General features: G+C 70.4%; 14 protein-coding genes and 3 pseudogenes. 6 read left to right on the top strand and 11 right to left on the bottom strand.

What is annotated here, in order from left to right:
* Nucleotides 1-202: 202 nt before the first annotated feature.
* The 6 genes and pseudogenes from ACGFYU_RS06230 to ACGFYU_RS06205 all read right to left on the bottom strand — a co-directional run.
* Nucleotides 203-292, bottom strand: a pseudogene (locus ACGFYU_RS06230) (hypothetical protein); the annotation flags it as partial.
* A gap of 473 nt (nt 293-765) precedes the next feature.
* Nucleotides 766-1,296: a GNAT family N-acetyltransferase gene (locus tag ACGFYU_RS06225; RefSeq protein WP_393826080.1), complete on the bottom strand. Its 531-nt coding sequence runs from the start codon at nt 1,294-1,296 to the stop codon at nt 766-768.
* A gap of 368 nt (nt 1,297-1,664) precedes the next feature.
* A complete protein-coding gene (locus ACGFYU_RS06220; RefSeq protein ID WP_393826079.1) occupies nt 1,665-1,934 on the bottom strand; it encodes a hypothetical protein in 270 nt (89 codons plus the stop codon).
* Between the two features lie 134 nt (nt 1,935-2,068).
* Nucleotides 2,069-2,911 (bottom strand): class A beta-lactamase, encoded by an 843-nt coding sequence (gene bla, locus ACGFYU_RS06215; protein ID WP_393826405.1) that lies wholly within the window; start codon nt 2,909-2,911, stop codon nt 2,069-2,071.
* 201 nt (nt 2,912-3,112) lie between these two features.
* Complete coding sequence (locus ACGFYU_RS06210; protein WP_393826078.1) at nt 3,113-4,315, bottom strand: serine hydrolase domain-containing protein; 1,203 nt, start codon at nt 4,313-4,315, stop codon at nt 3,113-3,115.
* Nucleotides 4,316-4,501: 186 nt separating this feature from the next.
* Complete coding sequence (locus tag ACGFYU_RS06205; protein WP_393826077.1) at nt 4,502-4,969, bottom strand: RICIN domain-containing protein; 468 nt, start codon at nt 4,967-4,969, stop codon at nt 4,502-4,504.
* A gap of 148 nt (nt 4,970-5,117) precedes the next feature.
* Between ACGFYU_RS06205 and ACGFYU_RS06200 the strand changes: the two genes are divergently transcribed.
* On the top strand, nt 5,118-8,894 hold the full coding sequence (locus tag ACGFYU_RS06200) for a hypothetical protein (protein WP_393826076.1): 3,777 nt from the start codon (nt 5,118-5,120) through the stop codon (nt 8,892-8,894).
* Here ACGFYU_RS06200 and ACGFYU_RS06195 read toward each other — a convergent pair.
* From ACGFYU_RS06195 to ACGFYU_RS06185, 3 genes are all read right to left on the bottom strand, one after another.
* Complete coding sequence (locus ACGFYU_RS06195; RefSeq protein ID WP_393826075.1) at nt 8,869-9,039, bottom strand: hypothetical protein; 171 nt, start codon at nt 9,037-9,039, stop codon at nt 8,869-8,871. The genes ACGFYU_RS06200 and ACGFYU_RS06195 overlap by 26 nt on opposite strands.
* 25 nt (nt 9,040-9,064) lie before the next feature.
* Complete coding sequence (locus ACGFYU_RS06190) at nt 9,065-11,407, bottom strand: ADP-ribosyltransferase domain-containing protein (protein ID WP_393826074.1); 2,343 nt, start codon at nt 11,405-11,407, stop codon at nt 9,065-9,067.
* A 187-nt stretch (nt 11,408-11,594) separates the two neighbouring features.
* Nucleotides 11,595-12,299: a DUF5701 family protein gene (locus ACGFYU_RS06185; RefSeq protein ID WP_393826073.1), complete on the bottom strand. Its 705-nt coding sequence runs from the start codon at nt 12,297-12,299 to the stop codon at nt 11,595-11,597.
* A 296-nt stretch (nt 12,300-12,595) separates the two neighbouring features.
* Here ACGFYU_RS06185 and ACGFYU_RS06180 point away from each other — a divergent pair, with 296 nt between their 5' ends.
* Complete coding sequence (locus ACGFYU_RS06180; protein ID WP_393826072.1) at nt 12,596-13,171, top strand: DinB family protein; 576 nt, start codon at nt 12,596-12,598, stop codon at nt 13,169-13,171.
* 538 nt (nt 13,172-13,709) lie between these two features.
* The gene (locus ACGFYU_RS06175) at nt 13,710-14,321 is read left to right on the top strand and encodes a hypothetical protein (RefSeq protein ID WP_393826071.1); all 612 of its coding nucleotides are present in this window, start codon (nt 13,710-13,712) and stop codon (nt 14,319-14,321) included.
* 339 nt (nt 14,322-14,660) lie between these two features.
* Here the strand turns inward: ACGFYU_RS06175 and ACGFYU_RS06170 are convergent, their stop codons facing one another.
* The gene (locus ACGFYU_RS06170) at nt 14,661-15,323 is read right to left on the bottom strand and encodes a deoxynucleoside kinase (protein ID WP_393826070.1); all 663 of its coding nucleotides are present in this window, start codon (nt 15,321-15,323) and stop codon (nt 14,661-14,663) included.
* A 390-nt stretch (nt 15,324-15,713) separates the two neighbouring features.
* On the opposite strand from ACGFYU_RS06170, the gene ACGFYU_RS06165 reads away from it, so the two are divergent.
* From ACGFYU_RS06165 to ACGFYU_RS06155, 3 genes and pseudogenes are all read left to right on the top strand, one after another.
* Nucleotides 15,714-16,421 carry a helix-turn-helix transcriptional regulator gene (locus ACGFYU_RS06165; protein ID WP_393826069.1) on the top strand — a complete coding sequence of 236 codons (708 nt, stop codon included), beginning with the start codon at nt 15,714-15,716 and terminating at the stop codon, nt 16,419-16,421.
* 89 nt (nt 16,422-16,510) lie between these two features.
* Nucleotides 16,511-16,939 carry a hypothetical protein gene (locus ACGFYU_RS06160; RefSeq protein WP_393826068.1) on the top strand — a complete coding sequence of 143 codons (429 nt, stop codon included), beginning with the start codon at nt 16,511-16,513 and terminating at the stop codon, nt 16,937-16,939.
* 83 nt (nt 16,940-17,022) lie between these two features.
* Nucleotides 17,023-17,403: pseudogene (locus tag ACGFYU_RS06155) on the top strand (VOC family protein); the annotation flags it as partial.
* Nucleotides 17,404-17,426: 23 nt separating this feature from the next.
* Here ACGFYU_RS06155 and ACGFYU_RS06150 read toward each other — a convergent pair.
* Nucleotides 17,427-17,834 (bottom strand): annotated as a pseudogene (locus ACGFYU_RS06150) (acyltransferase family protein); the annotation flags it as partial.
* Between the last annotated feature and the right edge of the window lie 13 nt (nt 17,835-17,847).

Below are 17,847 nucleotides of genomic sequence, written 5' to 3'. Positions count from 1 at the left end.
CGCCGGAGGACGAACTGCCGGAGTCGTCACCGCCTCCCGTACTCGGAGGCGTGGGCTTGGGGCGGAGCTCGGTGTGCGGGGCCGCGGGGCACGCGGTACCCGGAGAAGCGAGCTTGAGGTACGCCGTCGCGTACTGCGGGCTCTGGACCTCCTTGTTCGCTTCGGGCTCCTGGAAGCACACCCTCCAGTCGTCCACGGCGCCGGGCAGGGTGACGTCCGTGTACGCGCTCTGCGGCTCGATCGTCTTGAAGCCGATCGGCTTGAGGGTCTCGGACGCCTTGGCGAAGGTCATGCCGGTGACGCTCGGCATCTTCGGCCACGGGATCGGATCGCCGTCCTTGGCCGGGCAGGGGGCTTCACCGCGCACCACGCCGAAGTCCAGGGTGGGCAGTTTGCCGACCTGCTTCGCCGCAGGCGCCTGGAAGCAGACTTTCCAGTTCTTGTCGGACCACTGGCCGGCGTCCCCGTCGGAGGCGTCGTGCGAGATCGAGTCGTACCCGGCCTTGAGTGCCGCCGCGCTCGCGGCTTCGAGGTTCTGTCCGACGAAGCTGGGCGGCCCGCTCGGGCTCGGACTCGGGCTCGTGGAAGGCGTGGGAGACGCCGTGGCGGTCTGGCCGGCGACTGCTCGGGGGTTGGCGTCGGCCGCGGGCTTCTTCGGCGGGTCGGACAGGAGCGGTATCAGGAACCAGACGCCCGAGAGGACGGTGGCGACGACCTTCCCTACGCACCACCGCCCGAGCGGCCTCGCCCGCACCGTCCGTGTCGTCAGCCGACCCGCATGGCCAGCACCTGTCCCGGCCACGCGTCGGAGAGGAAACGATCGGTGGGAGTGAAACCGCTGCGCTCGTAGAACGCGACCAGTTCGCCCCCGCCGCCCGCCCAGCAGTCCACCCGCAGCAGCTCCACCCCGGCCCGCCGGGTCTCTTCCGCCGCATGGGCCAGCAGGGCCGTTCCGATACCCAGACCGGCGTGCCGCCGGTCGGAGACCAGCAGCCGGACGTACCGCTCGGGTTCTCCGGCCGACGCGATCGGCATCTGGGGGCTGGGCCCGGAGTCCAACACCAGGACTCCGACAGGTGTTCCGTCCAACTCCGCGATGTGCGGGGCGTTCTCGGTCATGTACCGCTCGACCCGCACTACCCCGCCCGGCTTCTGCGAATACGGTGTCGTGCCCCACTGCTCGGTATTGCCGCGGCCGTTCATCCAGACCACGGCGGAGTCGAGCATGTCGAGCACGGCCGGTGCGTCGGCCAGGTTGCCCGGTCTGATCCGTAGGCCATGTGCGGTGTCGTTCACGGCGGAAGTCTATACAGCGTCGGCCACGCCCGCGCTACTCGGTGCTTCCTTGCTGCTGCGGCCCCGCCGGGGCCGGCGTCCGGGGAGCTGTCCCTGGGCAACGCGCGCTACGAGGAGGCCCTTCCCGCCGTCCGGCGGCGAGAAGCCGAACTCGAAGCGGGGCTGACTCCGGAACAGCGGGAGGCCGCCCTCGTCTGGATGTCGACGGTCTCGGCCGCCTGTCAGGCGTGAATCGGGCTGTTGGGCCGCAGGGCCGGATCAGGAAGTACGAAGCGGTCTGCGTGCGTACTCCGCCGGCCGGCATGGCGCTGACCGCAGTCCCTGCGGGCGGCACAACGTCCGTGGCCGTGTCGGGACGGTTCCGTCGTCTACTTGAGCAGCCGACCGAGGCCCACGGCATGGGCCGGAGCCGGCGACAGCCCGGATGCGAGGCCGGTGACCTGGCGCTTGGCGTCTCGGACCGTCGGAGTGAGGAATCGGAGCGACAAGAGGTTGTCCAGGCTGAGCGGACCGGCCAAGGCTCCGCCGATACCGCCGCCCGGGCGCTCGGCGGCCTGGGCGGCGGGCACGGAGACGACTCCGATGAGGACGGTGAGGGCAGCCCCCGCGATGATGCGGGCAGCGGTGTGGTTGGTCATGACCCCGTAACACCATCGACAGCGGCGGAGTAACTGGAGCACGGTCGGGCCGGGGTGCCTCTTCCCCCGAATGGGCTCTGCCGCCCCCGCACGCGCAACCTTCGGACTGCTACCGGGCCGGGGGTGCCGCCCCGTCAGCCCAACGCGTCCGCCAACAGCCCCGCGGCCTTGGCCACCAGCTCGTTGTCACGCGGCGCGGCCGCCTCCGCCCTGGTAGTGAGCACCGACAGCACGATCGGCGGCCGACCCGGCGGCCAGGCGATCCCCGCGTTGTTGTTGGTCCCGTACGAGCCTGCGCCGGTCTTGTCCGCGATGGCCCAATCCCTGGGAAGGCCCTTCCGGAACCGCTCCCCACTCGTCGTGTTGGCCAGCATCCATCCAGTCAGCAGCTCTCGGTGCCGAGGGGCGAGCGAGTCGCCGAGTACGAGCCGCGCGTACGTCCGCCCGATGGCGCGCGGGCTCGTGGTGTCCGTGGCCCGCGCCGGCTCGGCCGAGTTCAGCTCCGGCTCCCACCGGTCCAACCGCGTCGTGGAGTCGCCCAGGGAACGGCAGATCCGGGTGATCGCCGTGGGCCCGCCCAGTTCGCGGAGCAGCAGGTTCCCGGCCGTGTTGTCGCTCTGGGCGATCGCCGCGGAACACAGCTCCGCCACCGTCAGGCCCCGCGCGATGTTCTCGTCCCGCTGCGTGATCTCACCCCCGCCCGCCCTCCTGACGTCCTCCCGCGTGTAGAACACGCGCTTCGCGAGGTACTCGCCGTCCCGGTCGAACTCCCGCATCACGGCCGCCGCGGCCACCGTCTTGAACAGCGAACACATGGGGAACAGCTCGTCGGCCCGGTACACCACCGTCCTGCCGTCGGCCATGTCCCGCGCGTACACCCCCAGACGCGCGGAGTGCTCCCGCTCCAGCTCCCGTAACTGCCGTACGACACCGCGCTCCGCGGCATGGGCGCCACCGGCCGGCAGGGTGGCGGCCATCGCCGCCCCCGCCCCCAGAGTCAGTACTGCACGCCGTGTCTTCACGTCTGCCTCTCCTCGCCTCGGCGATCACATACACCCACCGAGACGCCAAAGACGATCAAAAGGGTTCCCGGTGGGCGCCACGGGGTGGGTGCGAGGCCAACGCAAAGACCAAGCGGCTGGGACACCACCTGACGCCTGTGACCAGCGCGGACGGGCTCAGTGGTCGTCGTCGAGGAGTGCGCAGGCGAAGTCCTCCTGGACCGTACGCAGCCGGGCCAGCAGGGCGGGTTTGTTGCCCTTGCTGGTCTGGGTGTTGATGGAGAACGTGAGGGAGCGGGTGCCGTCGGGGGTGGTGGCGGCGAGCTGGGTGTAGCCGGGGAAGTTGCCGGTGTGGCCGTGGAGTACGCCGCAGCGGGTGGTGTACTGGAAGATCGCGAGCCCGGCGGCGTTGGTGCCGGGGCCCTCCGGTTCGGAGGAGTCGCCGGGCCGGAAGGCGAGCTGCTTGGTGCGGGTCTTCTCCGACAGCAGGGCGGGGCCGCCGTACGCGCGGATGAACGCGCCCAGTTCCCTGGGGGTGGAGACGATGCCGCCGGAGGCCCAGACCCCCGAGGTGCCGATGGCCTCACTGATGTCCTCGGGCTCGGCGGGCGGGGTGACGTCGTAGCCGTGCAGGAACGGCTTCGGGAGCCGGTAGCCCGGCGGCAGGCTGGTCCGGCGCAGCCCTAGGGGCCGGTACACGAGGTCCTCGAGGAGGTCTTCGTAACGGCGGCCGGTGGCGGCTTCGGCCATGAGGGCGACGGCGATGTTGTCGGAGTTGGAGTACTCGTACAGGGCGCCCGGGCGGAAGAGCAGCGGCTCGTCCGCTACGAAGCCGAGGAGCGCGCGCGAGTCGAAGAGGTGGCGGGGGTCGGCCTGGAGGATGCGCACGAACTCGGGATCGGCCGAGAAGTCGGGCAGGCCGCTGGTGTGCTGCAGGAGCTGACGCAAGGTCACCGCGTGCCAGGTCGCGGGCTGGGCGGGAAGTCGGTCGCCGATGGTGTCGTCGAGGGAGAGGAGCCCCTGGTCGACGAGCCGGAGCGCGACGGCACCGCTGAACGCCTTGGCGATGCTGGCGATGCGCATGTGGTCGTCGAGGTCCGGGCGGCGGCCGGTGGCGATGTCCCCGACGCCGGCGGTGTACACCTGCGTCCGGTCGTCCCTGGTGAGCACGGCGATCACCCCGGGCGGACCGTCCTCCTGGGCGACGAGCCGTTCGAGCTGCCGCTGGAGGCGCTCGTCATGGTACGGGCGTCCGCCGCCGGGGCCGGGGTCTGCCCCGGCCGCCTGCGCGGGCGGGAGGAGCGCGCCGAGCGCGGCGGCCGTGAGGGCCGCGGCGGACAGTCCGGCGCGGAATTGGTGCACGGAGGTACGGGTGGGCACGGTGTCTCCCGGTGTACGGCGGGGCGGCCGGTGTGGGTCGGCCGGTACCGTCTGCCTAGCAGCAGGGTGGCAGTCACGGGCGCGCGGCGCGCGCGGCCGGGGCCGGTCAGCGCACACGGGAGTCCCCCGCGCCGGGCGTGTCGCGCGGCCCGGCCCGGCACGCGAGGTGCCGGGCCGGGCGGGCGTTCAGAAGTCCCAGCTCTGGCTCCGAGCGCCGTTGCAGCTCCAGCTCACCAGGAGCTGGCCGTTCTCCGGCCGGCCGCCCAGGATGTCCAGGCACTTGCCGTTCACCCGGTTACGGATCTCGCTGCCGTTGCGGAACCACTTCTGGTGGCGACCGCCGTTGCAGTCCCACGTGGCCACCGAGCCCTGGTCGCCCAGATGGGGACCGTAGATCTCCAGGCACTTCCCGTTCATGCTGGAGCGGATCTGCTCACCGTCCCAGTACCACTGCTGGTTGGTGTCACCGGTGCAGTCCCACGTCACGGTGGTGGCGCCGTTGTCCTGATGCCACATGAAGATGTCGGCACACCTGCCGTTCAGGTTGGACTTGAGCAGCGGTGCCGCGGCGAACGCGGGCGTGCCCGTCAAGGTACCGCCGGCCACCAGCCCGGTGACCGCCGCCAGCAGCATCAGTCGTCGCACAGACCTCATGATTTCTCCTTCGTGTCGCCGTTGCGCGGTTGCGCTGGCCCTTGTCTAGCCGCCGGTTGATGTCCGGCGCCGGAACGTGGATTCCGGACATCAAAAGCTGGACAAACACCACCCATCACGGCTGCGGAAACCCGCAGGAAGGAAGGCCATGCCACGCCCCGAACGCCCGCTCGACCCGGACACCGGTCCGCTGACACGATTCGCGGCCGACCTTCGGAAGCTGCGCGAGGCCGCGGGACGGCCGCCCTATCGGGCACTGGCCAAGAAGGCGCACTATTCGTCAACCACACTGTCGGACGCCGCCGGCGGGCACGCGTTTCCGAGTCTCGCCGTCACGCTCGCGTATGTTGAGGCCTGTCAGGGCGACCGCCGCGCATGGGAAGCCCGATGGCATGCGGCCGCCGCCGAGATCGCCGCGAGCGCACACGGTGAAGAGCCCGGGGAAGCCGGCGGGCAGAGCGCGCCGTATGCGGGGCTGTCGGCGTTCCAGCCGGAAGACGCCGACCGCTTCTTCGGGCGTGAGCGGCTGACCGCCGAGGTGCTCGCGAAGGTGCGTGACCACCGCTTCCTGACGGTCTTCGGGCCGTCCGGATCGGGGAAGTCCTCGCTGCTGCGGGCGGGGCTCGTGGCCCGGGTGCGGGCATCGGGGTGGCCGGTGATGCTGTTCACCCCGGGCCCCCATCCCGTGGAGGAGTGCGCGATCCACCTGGCCGCGGTGACGGGGGAGGCCCCCGGAGCGCTGGTGACCGAGCTGCAGGCCGATCCGGCGGCGCTGCACCTGCGGATCCGGCAGGCCGTGATCGACCGTACGCCGGACATCGACACGCTGATCGTGGTCGACCAGTTCGAGGAGGTTTTCACCCTCTGCGGGGACCGGGACGAACGAGAAGCGTTCATCGCCCTGTTGATCGCGGCCACCACGGCGCCGACCAGCCGGACCCGGGTGGTACTCGGCGTGCGCGCCGATTTCTACGGCCACTGCGTCCAGGATCCCCGGCTGGTCGAGGCGATGCGCGACGCGCAGATCGCGGTCGGTCCGATGAGCAGCCAGGAGCTGCGCGAGGCCATCACCCGGCCGGCCGTGCTCGCCGACTGCACGGTGACCGGCCCGCTGCTGGCGGCCGTGGTCGCGGACGCGACCGGTCAGCCGGGTGCGTTGCCCCTGGTCTCGCACGCGATGGTCGAGACCTGGCGCCGGCGCAGCGGCAGCCGCCTGACCCTGGACGGATATCTGGCGGCCGGCGGCATCCAGCACGCGCTCGCGCACACCGCCGAGGCCGCCTACCGGGCGTTGTCAGCGGTGCAGCAGGACCTCGCCGGATCGCTGTTCCTCCGGCTGACCGCGCTGGGCGACGGCACCGAGGACACCAGGCGCCGCATCACCAGGGACGAGCTGGACCCGAACCCGGACACCGCCTACGTGCTCGAATCCCTTGCCCGGCAACGGCTGGTGACGCTGGACGAAGGGTGCGTCGAGATCACCCACGAGGCGATCATCCGGTGCTGGCCGAGGCTGCGCGCCTGGCTGACCGAGGACCGGGACCGGCTGCACATGCACCGACAGCTCACCGACGCGACCGCCGCCTGGGAGGTGCAGGACCGCGATCCGCACGCCTTGTACCGGGGTGCCCGCCTGGCCGCGGCGCTGGACCTGGCCGCCGCGGACGGCAGCCGGCTGACCTCCAGGGAGCGGCGCTTCCTCGACGCGAGCCGGGAGGCGCAGGCCGACGAGACGGCGGCGGTCAGGCGACGGACCGTCCGCCTGCGGCAGCTGGTCACACTGCTCACCGTGCTGGTGGTCATCGCGGCGACCGCGGGCGGACTGGCCGTCGACTCACGGGACTCGGCCCTCCGGCAGCGCAACGTGGCCATCGCTCGGAAGGCCGCCGCGGACGCGGCCGCGGTGCGGCATCACAACCCCTCGCTCGCCGCGCAGCTGAACCTGGCCGCGTACCGGCTGGCAGCCACCGGCGACGTCCGCGACCAGCTCATGAGCGCGTACGCGACGCCGTACACGAGCGGCCTCACCGGCCACACCTCCGACGTGGTCTCGATCTCCTTCGCCCCGAAGAGCACGGTCCTGGCCACCGCGAGCTGGGACCGCACCGTCCGGCTGTGGGACATCGGGGACGCCCACCACCCCGTACAGCTGGCCGTCGTGAACCAGCCGGAGCGGCTGATGTCGGTGGCGTTCGGTGAGGGCGGCCGTGTCCTGGCCACGGCGAGCGAGCGCTCGGTGCGGCTGTGGGACGTGGCGAACCGGCGTGCGCCCGCCGAGCTGAGCACGCTGCCGGATCAGCGGTCCGCGCCGTCGTGGGTGGCGTACGGGCCCGGCGGCGTCATCGCCACCGGCCACACCGACGGCGCGGCGCGGCTGTGGAACGCGAACGACCCCCGCCACCCGCGGCTCCTGGCCACCTTGCCGGGCCACACCGGCACGGTCACCTCGGTGACGTTCAGCCCGGACGGGCGCACTGCCGCGACCACCGGCGACACCACCACCAGACTGTGGGACGTCACCGATCCCGAGCATCCGCTCCTCCTCGACGTCCTGCGCGGACACACCGACACGGTGACCTCGGCCGCCTTCAGCCCTGACGGCCGGACCGTGGCGACCGGCAGCTGGGACCGCACCGCTCGTATCTGGGACATCGGCAGCAGCCCGCGCACCCGGCCACCGGCCGTCCTGCCCGTCCATCCCGCGATCGTCTGGTCGGTGGCGTTCAGCCCGGACGGCGGTACGCTCGTGTCGGTAGGAGGGTCCACCCAGTTCTGGGATGTCGCCGCCCCGGCGAACCCGAAGCGGACCAGCACGATTCAGGGCGGGTTCTACCAGGCCGCGTTCAGCCCGGACGGCCGCGTGCTCGCCAACTCCGACCGGCTCCTGGACCTGCGGGACCTGTCACTCGCGACCCACGACGACGTGGTCACCTCCCTGGCGTTCGGCCCCGGCGGGCACCTGCTTGCCAGCGCCAGCTGGGACGGCACCGCACGGCTGTGGCAGGTCACCGGCGGCCGGGCCCTGTGGCCGCTGTCGGTCCTGCGCGGGCACACCAGGTTCGTCCGGTCCGTGGCGTTCAGCCCGGACGGGCGCACCCTCGTCACCGCCGGCGAGGACGCCACCGTCCGCGTCTGGGACGTGACCGATCCACGCAGACCGCGGCCGACGTCGGTCCTCACCCCCGGCTCCGGCGAGGTCGCCGGTGCCGCATTCGGCCCGGGCGGGCACCTGTTGGCCGTCTGGGCACTGGGTACCGCCGGACTGTGGGACCTGACCGACCCCGGCAATCCCCGGCCACTGAGCCGGATCGCCGAGGACGGACCGAACGTCACGATGGCCTCGTTCCGGCCGGACGGCCGCACACTGGTGACGAGCACCGGCGAGTCGGGTTCGCTGCGGTTCTGGGACATCAGCGATCCGCGCAACCCCCGCGAACTGCCGTCCCCGTTCCGCTCCGACCCTCTGACCGCCGGCGTGTTCAGCCCCGACAACCGGCGGATGGCCGCCTTCCACCGAACGGACAAAACGGTCTGGCTGATCGACGTCAACGACACCGGCCGCCCGGCGAAGACGACCCGGCTACCGGCGCCCGCCTCCTGGCTCTACACGCTGACCTTCTCCGCGGACGGCCGCCGACTAGCAGCCGGCGCCGCGGACAGCAAGGCCCTGCTCTGGGACCTGAACGGCGCGACCACCCCCACCGTCCTCACCGGCCACTCGAACCCCGTCCCGGCCGTGGCATTCAGCCCGGACGGCAACACCCTGGCCACCGGCGGCAACGACTTCACGATCCGGCTGTGGGACACCGCCCTGGACAGGGTCACCGCCCGCATCTGCGACAGCGCGTACCCCCGGATCACCAGAGCCCAATGGGCACAGCACTTCACGGCGATCGACTTCAACCCACCCTGCCCCGCCCCATGACGGTCAGTACGACGGTACGGCCGTCCGGGTCGGTCAGAGTGCGCCGACCGGACGCCGGCCCACCTGCGCCGCGCGCCGGCACGAGGTCGAGACGGAGTCCGGCGTAGAAGTCACGGCACGCCTCCAGCCGGGTCGTGTAGATCACGAGCAGATCCATGTTCACGGACGGGTCAGGACACCACGGGAGCGGCGTCGACTTCGGTCAGCCTGACCGTGCACAGCCCGCCGCGCTCGCTCTTCACGTCCGTCACCTTGAGCTGTGTGCCCGGCGTGAGAATGTACTCCTCCTCCCCGGTGAAGGCGGAGAAGCTCCTGATCCCGACCGCCTGGGCGGGCGTCACCTCGAAGAGGGTCCGCTTGCCGCGGCTGCCGAGGAAGGAGCGGGCCACGCTCAGCTCGGAGGTGCACGAGGAGACGCCCCACCAGGTAACCGTCCGACCCACCGGGTACTGCGCCCGCAGGTCCAGCGACACACCGCGCCACAGCGGCTGCGTGTGGGTGGGCAGCCCTGCGACCGCCGAGAACAGCAGCCGCAGGTACGGCAGATAGGGCGTGACCCTGGTGCGGTCCGGGGAGCGGAGGACGGCGTTGATCTCGCGGTAGAAGGCGGACTCGCAGGTGTAGAGATAGAGCGCGGCGATCGCGTCGGCGGACAGGCTGCCGGACATTTCGTCCGCCCGCCGCTTGCCGAAATCGCGTGACCGCTCGATGTGTCCGGTGAGCCCGGACAGCGTCTCGGTGACCGGTGCGACGGCGTCCTGGAAGTCCATCAGCGGGGTGTCGAACACGCCGGTGATCGCGGGGAGGACCAGGCCCTCGTCCTTGACGCTGGTGAGCCGTTCCAGGTACAGCTGGTGCAGGTTCATCGTCGACTCGATGAAGGCGCCCATGCGCGCCGAGACATCCGAACCTCCCGCACCGACGGCCCCCTGGTCCCACCCCCTGCTCGGCAGCCAGTCGATCCCCTCGGAACCCAGCGACGCGAGAGCTTCGTTCACCATGGCGAAGTGGTCGCCCTCGCAGAAGATGTCGCCCTGCGCCGCCGGGTTCGCGTGGTCGATGTGCCGGACCTCGACGTCCGGGTACTTCTTCTGGAGCCGCAGGACGACCCTTTTCAGGTTGCGGGCGTGCGCTCCCCACCAGGCGAACACGACCCCGCGGTCCTCCTCGTCGGCGTCCTGCTTGGCCTTGAGGATCTCCTCGACGATCCGTTCGGCGACGGGGCGCCAGAACGCCGTGTGCTGGTCGGCACCCATCGCTCCGTCGCCGCTCGCGGTGAGCGAGGCGTTCAGCAACAGCACGCCCTGCGTGAGCATCGCCTGGAACCACTCGGGCGGCTGGACCGTGTCCCGCTCCTTCAACAGCGCGCGAACGTCGGCGATGGGCGTCTTCTTGGCGATGCCGTACTTCCACATCGCCGCCGCCTTGATGATGCAGCGGATGCTGACGACCCTGCCGAACTGGCTGTCCTTCCAGTCGTTGAAGGTGTTGTCGAACATGGCTATGCCGGTCGCGCTCTCCGGCCGCGGGTAGGGATTCTGGCCGAAGGCGACGACCTTCCACTTGTGCGGCGGGTGGGGCTTGAGCGCTTGGAAGGTCAGCTCACGGACCGGGACGACCTCAGGGCTGCGGCCCTTCCCGATGAACCGGGCGGCATCCGGCAGCGCCTCGATGACGGGCTTCAGCAGCGGAAGCCAGGGCTCACCGCCGCCGTTGAAGAGCTCGGTGAGAGCCAGGGGGTCGTTCGCATCGGGCTGGGTCGGCGCCCCGCCGTTGATCGCGTCAGTCACGGGGGAGGGGCTTTCGCTCGTCGTGGTCGGGGGATGGACGTGGTCGGCAGGAACGGGCGCAACGGCCTTCGGCGGCACGATGCGTACCCGCTCCTCGACGGGGGCGTTCTCGATGCCGTGGAGCTGCGTGATGATCGTGGCGCGCAGCTCGTCGTCATCCTCGAACCAGTGGTCGTGGAAGAGCGTGTAGCCGGTCCACATGAGGTTGGCGCACACCCTGGCCGGCACCCGTCCGGTCTGTGCACCCATCCCGACCAGGGCCACGGAGCGGATGCTGCCCGGTGCCTGCCGGTTCTGCCGGTGTACGGCCTGGAACGCGGCGGCGCATGCCAGCGCCACGTTCAGTGTGGCGCTCACGTTCTGCGAGGACTGCACCATGGTCGGCGTCGATATCAGGTACCGGGGGACGGTCGCCCCCGACGGGACGCAGACCGCGCTGCCCACGGGGAGGGCTCCGGCGAACCGATCGCGGATCGCCCGCTGCACACGTAGCTGGATGCCGGATCCGAGGTGCCGCTTGATGACGGCGTCGACCCCGCCGTCCATCCGGCCCTTGGAGTTCGTCGGAGTGACCCAGGCATCGACGTCCTCGTCGAGGATCGAGCCCCGGCGGATCTCGATACCGGGGGTGTCCGCGAACGCGGCCCGCCACGCCTCCACCACCCGCTCGTTCACGTCTGTCAGCACCACCCTGAGTGCGGGCTGAGCACTGCTCTCGGTCATCGTCCACTCCTGTCGGGAAACGGCGCTTCCAACACCTCGAACGTAGCCGCCACCACTGACAACGCCGCTCCGGGCAGCCGAGGATGACCTGCCGTCACGACTCCGGCAACGCCCGCCGGAGCCACACTTCGTGAAGGACAGCGCGCTGCGAGGGCGGGTGGTGGTGGATCACCATCGAACCATCCAGTCAGCCCTCTTCCCGGGCTGGTCGCTCCCGGTCCCGCGGGAGGGCCGCGGCCAGACCGCGGCCCGTGGCGGAGGCGAAGCCCAGCCAGGTGTGGCGGTTGCCCCACCAGCACCAGCCGACCTTAGGGGCGTTACGCCGCTCGCGGCCGTCCCGCCCCGTGCCGTTGCTGATCCAGATCGCCGGGGTGCGGGCGTCCAGGGCGCCGTTCGCCTTGCGCAGCCGGGAGCCGATGGTCATGAAGCAGTGGCTGCGCTCGAGGACCGCCGGCTGCTGGAGCACCCAGTGGATGCCTTCGGTGAGCAGCAGCGGGGTGCGGTTCTCCTCGGTGAGGGCGGGCAGTGCCTCCTCCGGGCTCCAGTTGGCCATGCGGTCGCCGCGGTCGAGGCCGGTGACGAGGTAGAGGGGGGCGTCGGGCAGCTCGACGGCGCAGGGAGCGAAGCGGTCGACATCGGACATGTCGGTGACGACGAAGCCGGACTTGCCGTCATGGCGGAGCAGCGGTGCAAGGGCGCAGGCGGGGGCGCGTTCCGGGTGGATGGCGAGCAGGGCGTCACCGGCTCCGTTTTCGGCGTCCTCGGCGAAGGCGCGCAGCTCGGTGGCGGGCATCCCCGCGAGCTCGTGCACCCCAAGCCGGATCAGGTGATCTGCCTGGGTGGCGAGCGGCGGGAGAGGGGGCACGACGGCGGTGGACGAGGTGTCGGGCAAGGCACTCCTCGGTTTGGGGCAACAGACCTGGACCCAACGAAGCGGCCTGCCGGAATGTTCCCGGTGCGCCGACACCACGATGCGGTTGATCGCGACGCGCACCGACGCTGCGCCGCACCGCTGCCGATGGTGAACCTCCGACAAGTAGAAGTTGATCAACCGGCTCTTGAACATCGAGCAGAAGTGGCTGTTCGGCGGACTGACAGCCGCGAAGATGGGGCGCGGTCGGTCGGCAGGCGGCGACTCGGATCCGATACTCAGTGGCGGACCGAGTCGATGCGCACCACCATGCGCCCATGGACTCAGGCGATCGCGACAACGAAGCAGCGGTGACTCGGTGGACCCCCTCCAGCATCTACCCCGACATGTGGGTCGACCCGGCCGACGACCCGCGCGAGACGGAAGCGGAGACGGTCGACGAACGCGGCACGCTGCTGGAGAGTCTGCGCCACTTCCGCCTCACCATCGAGATGAAGTGTGCTGGCATGGACGCCGAGCAGATGGCCCAGCGCTCCGTGCCGCCGTCCACGATGTCCTTGCTCGGGCTGGTACGGCACATGGCCGAGGATGAACGGCACTTCCGCCGGATGGCCGGCGAGGACTCGCCCAGGATCTACCGAACCGCCGAAGACCGCGATGGCGACTGGAACGGCGCGATCGCCGACCCGGCGGTCGTGGAGGACGCATGGCGCAATTGGCGGGCGGAGATGGAGTTGACCGACCGTTTCATCGCCGGCTTCGCCGATCTCGGCACGCGCACCGGGGAGGCGCCGCTTCGCGAGATCCTCGTGGCGCAGATCGCCGAGTACGCGCGGCACTGCGGCCACGCCGACCTCCTGCGCGAGCGGATTGACGGTCGCGTTGGCCAGTGATCACTCCGCGGGGTCGGGCCCGTGTGCCGGCGAGGCGGTGGGCACCGATGCGGCGGGCGATGGCCGGCTGCGCAGGTGAGATGAAACTCGCTCACAAAGCCGCGATGGCCGACGTCGCGCTGGCGGCCCAGACGTGGGCCCGCTCACGTACTGCCATGAGGAAGGCGATGACGAGCTGGTCCCGGGCGGGGGCCGGAGGTACTACCGGAGGTGTGGCCCTCCGCATCGAAGCTGCTGGGTCGTCATGGGACGTCCCTCTCTTGGTACTTCGGTGCGGAGCCCGCATGCCGTGCAGGTCATGCGGAAACCGTAAGACCTCAAGCGTGGTTGAGGGCAAGCGGGTGATCTTCCGGACACCGTCGGCGCGAAAACCAGCAGTCCCACCCCTCGCCCCGAACGTGTTTGAGACGTTGGTCAGGACCCTGGATCGATCTCAGCGCCGGGACCGCAGCCGCCCCGGGTGACGGCGGACAGCCGATCGGAGCATTGGGCCGGGTCGCACAGGGCCGGCCCGGGGCGGGGTCAGCACAGTGGGACAGTGAACAGATCTTTGATGCTGCGCCCGGCCAAGCTCCTCGGTCCCGCCGCGGCCGCACTCTCCCTCGTCATGCTGGCGGCCGGTCCGGCGGCAGCGGCTCCCTCTCTCGCGCAGCGTGCGGGGTCGGAGGTGCACTGGACCGCGCTGCCCGCAACCTCCAACAAGGTCTTCGTCGTCGACTACCTTGACGAGGTCTCGATCTTCGACGAGGCCGGGATCATTCCCGGGTCCGGCTGCCGGACCAGCGGAAGCAACCAGGTCAACTGTGGGCGCATCGCCACCACGACGAGGCTCAGGATGTCGGCGGGCGACGGGGACGACTCCGTGAGCCTCGGGTTCTTCGTTCCGCTGCCGGTTCCGGGGGTCATCGACGGCGGGTCCGGGCAGGACCGGATCCGTGGCGGTTCCCGCGCCGACCAGCTGTCCGATCCCAACGGCTGGTCCACCCCGCAGTCGGATCCCACCTTCGTGGGAGAGGGCGGCAACGACATGATCCTCAGCCGGAACGGCGGCTACGACCGGATCGACTGCGGAGTCGGCTTCGACACAGTGTTCGCGGATTCGGGCGCCCGCGACGTGGTCGTGAATTGTGAGAACGTGGTCCGCTTCTAGACCGCCTGGCCACCGGGGACCGGTAACCGTGCACCCCCTGGCACAGACCGGGAGTGACCATAGGTCGCAAAGAAGTGATCTATCGTCACTTCCCGGTCTGGATGAGGTTTCTTGGATTCAAGAGCGCTTCTCAGCGGCGCCCGCCCTGCTAGCAGGCCAGGGTGCCTGGACGCCGTTCGGTCCATCCGCGACGAGACGGAACGCCCCCACCGCATACTGGCCTCTTCCAAGGCGCGCCCGCACCACCTCAGTGGAGGCCGGACCCCCGTCCGCCGCCCGACCAGCGCCAGTGGGGATCACTCGCCGGCTCTGCTCGCAAGCCCGCCGGGAACGGCAAGCTCAGGCCCGGCGCCTCACCGCGACCAGGGCGTCCTTAACCTCCTGCACCACACGGGCCGCGTCCTCGGGGTTGTTCACCACGTCGGTGCGGTTCATGTCGACGACGAGGACCTCACTGGCCGAGTAGTGCTTGTGCACCCAGTCGTCGTAGCCGGACCACAGTGTCCGGTAGTACTCGACGAGGCTCTCGTCCTGTTCGAAATCGCGGCCCCGCAGCCCGATGCGGTGCAGCACCGTCTCGAAGTCCGCCTTGAGATAGATCATGAGATCGGGTGCCTTGCGGTACGGCAGGCCGTCGATCTCGCGCATCATCTCGCCCAGCAGCCCCTCGTACACCTGCATCTCGAGGGAGCTGATCCGGCCCAGGTCGTGATTGACCTTGGCGAAGTACCAGTCCTCGTAGATGGACCGGTCGAGGACGTTGTCGCCCTGCTTGTACGCCTCCTTGATCGAGGCGAACCGCGTCTGCAGGAAGTAGAGCTGGAGCAGGAAGGGATAGCGCCGCGCCTGGATCTCCTCGGGGCTCGCCGTGTAGAAGAGCGGCAGGATCGGATTGTCTTCCACGCTCTCGTAGAAGACTTCGCTGCCCAGCTCCTTGGCGAGCAGTTCGGCCACACTCGTCTTGCCGATTCCGATCATGCCTCCGACGCAGATCACCGGCATACCTCACTTCTCCCTGGGGGTCTTCTGTTCGTGGGCGGGTGTGCCCGGCGCCCCACACCGCTGAGACGCACACCGGCGGTCACGCGACTCCCCGGGATCTTCACGATCAGCACCGTGCGGTCCGCATCCGGACCAAGGCCCTGACCCAGGCCGCTCTCCTCGACCGGCCGGCCTGACCGTTCCGCAGTCGCCGCGCACAGCGACGATCCGCAGCCCTGAGGCCGTCTTGAATCTTAAATGACGATTCTCCCCATGCTGGCCAGAGCACCGGTCGGCTCTCGTCCGTGAGGTTGTTCCCACCCGGAGAGAGCGCCGATCGCGGTTCCTTCGACGGGTCGGGCCCGATCCGCAGTCGTCCGACCCCTGGGGCATCGGCTACGGTCCTGGACTGTGAACCGTACCGAGCGTCTGTACGCCCTGGTGGAGGAGTTACGCGCGGTCTCGCCCCGGCCGCGCAGCGCCCGGTGGCTCGCCGAGCGCTTCGGCGTCAGCACCCGCACCATCGAGCGGGACCTCAGCGCGCTGCAGCAGTCCGGTGTGCCGCTGTACGCCGAACCGGGGCGCAGCGGCGGGTACGTGGTGGACAAGGACCACACCCTGCCGCCCCTGACCATCACCCCGGCCGAGGCGGCGGCTCTGGCGGTCGCCCTGCACGGGCTGTCCGGGACACCGTTCGCCGCGGACGCCCGCTCGGCGTTGTACAAGGTGTTCGCCGTCATGCCGCAGCGCGATCTTCAGGCCGCCCGCGAGCTCGCCGGTCGCGTGCGGGTCCCCGTGAACCCCGTCAAGCCGTCCGCGCTGCCGCACACGCTGCGCGAGGCGCTCTCGGCCCGCCGGCTGCTGCGTCTGTGCTACGCCGACGAGCAGGGTGAGGTCACCGACCGCACCGTCGACCCCCTGGGCTTCCTCGGAGGCGACCAGTGGCACCTCATCGGATGGTGCCGGCTGAGCTCCGCCGTGCGGGGTTTCCGCCTCGACCGAATCCGGGAGGCGCGGGCACTGGAGGAAACGGCGGAGCCGCGTCCGGTGGACCTGTCCGAACTGGACACCTGCGGAGGGGATTTCGTCTCACTCGAAGAGCTCTATGGTTTCGCTTGAGCCGCTGTCCGGAGGGCTAAACACCGACAGGGGGTTGTCGCCCCCCGCCCGGAGGCTGGGTGACCACGAACCGACCTCGGAAGGCGCCCATGTCTGTGACGACGACCCCCACCACCGACTCCGCACCGCTGACCCGGGAGGCCGGCACCCGGCTGGTGGATGGCTGGGCCGCGCTCTGGAACGGAGACGTCGCCCTCGCCGAGCAGATCCTCGCCCCCGGCTTCCGGCTGTACTTCGCGGACGACTTCGGAGGCTCCGGCTCCGCCGCGACCTTCGGCCAGGCCGAACTGACGGCCTTCATCTCGGCCAACAGCCATGCCCTCACCGGCCTGACGTTCGCCGCCGAGGCCGCACCGCTGGTCGACTCCGAGCGCGGCGAGATGGCCGTCCGGTGGTGCGAGAGCCAGGGCGATGGCGGAGACGTCGTCGTCAAGAGCGGCATCGACATGTTCGCGGTCACGGACGGCCGGATCTCCGCCGTGTGGTCGCTCACCGGCAACCGCCGCTTCGCCGCCTGACCGGGCACCATCCACTGCCTGCCGCCGGCCCTCGGTACGGGACCTCGGTGTCGGCGAGCTCGCTTGTCAGCTACGGTGCGCCGATGCCAGAGATCAAGAAGTTTCAAGTCACCTTTGACTGCGCGGAACCTGAGCGCCTGGCTCGCTTCTGGTGCGAGGTGTTGGGGTACGTCATACCGCCGCCACCGGAGGGGTTTGCCACTTGGGACGATTTCAAGCGCTCGCAGCCACCCGAGCAGCGGGATTCATGGTTCGCCTGCATAGATCCCTCAGGAGCGGGCCCGCGACTGTACTTCCAGCGAGTCCCCGAAGGGAAGGCCGCCAAGAACCGGGTGCATCTCGATGTGCGGGTCGGTACCGGTCTGGTGGGCAAAGAGCGCCTCGCCGCACTCGAGGCCGAATGCGCACGACTGGTCCCGCTCGGCGCGGTACATGTGCAAACGCTGTATGACGGCAAGTCCACGTGGTGCTGGAAACCGCCCAGCTCGCCGTCCGCGTACGGCGGAGTGCTCAACGGCAGGAGCCAGAACCCCAGCTTGGCCCACCACCAGCCGGGGTGGCCCTCGGAGTCGGGCCCCCAGCCGTCGAGGATCTGGAGGGCGATCATGATGGCGCCGAACAGCCACATCGGCGGCAGCAGTCGGCGCAGTCGGCCGCGGATCACGCCGAGAGCGGGACGGCTGAGCGAGCGGGCCATCAGCGAGCCGGCCAGCGCGAACATCACGCCCATCGACGGGAAGACGAGGGGCAGCCAGAACCAGCCGAAGTTGTGGTAGAGCACCACACGGCCCAGCGCCAGCGCGCGCAGCAGGTCGAGGTGGCGGTCCCGGCCGCCCTTGCGCGGGGCCGGCGCCTGCGGCTCCGGCTCCTGTCGCAGCACGGCGGGGACCCTCAACCGGAGGGTGTCG

Origin of the sequence: Streptomyces sp. NPDC048337 (assembly GCF_043201175.1) — a bacterium.
GTDB lineage: Bacteria > Actinomycetota > Actinomycetes > Streptomycetales > Streptomycetaceae > Streptomyces.
The sequence above is the reverse complement of the archived record's forward strand: the minus strand, read 5'-3'. Positions and strand labels throughout refer to the sequence as shown.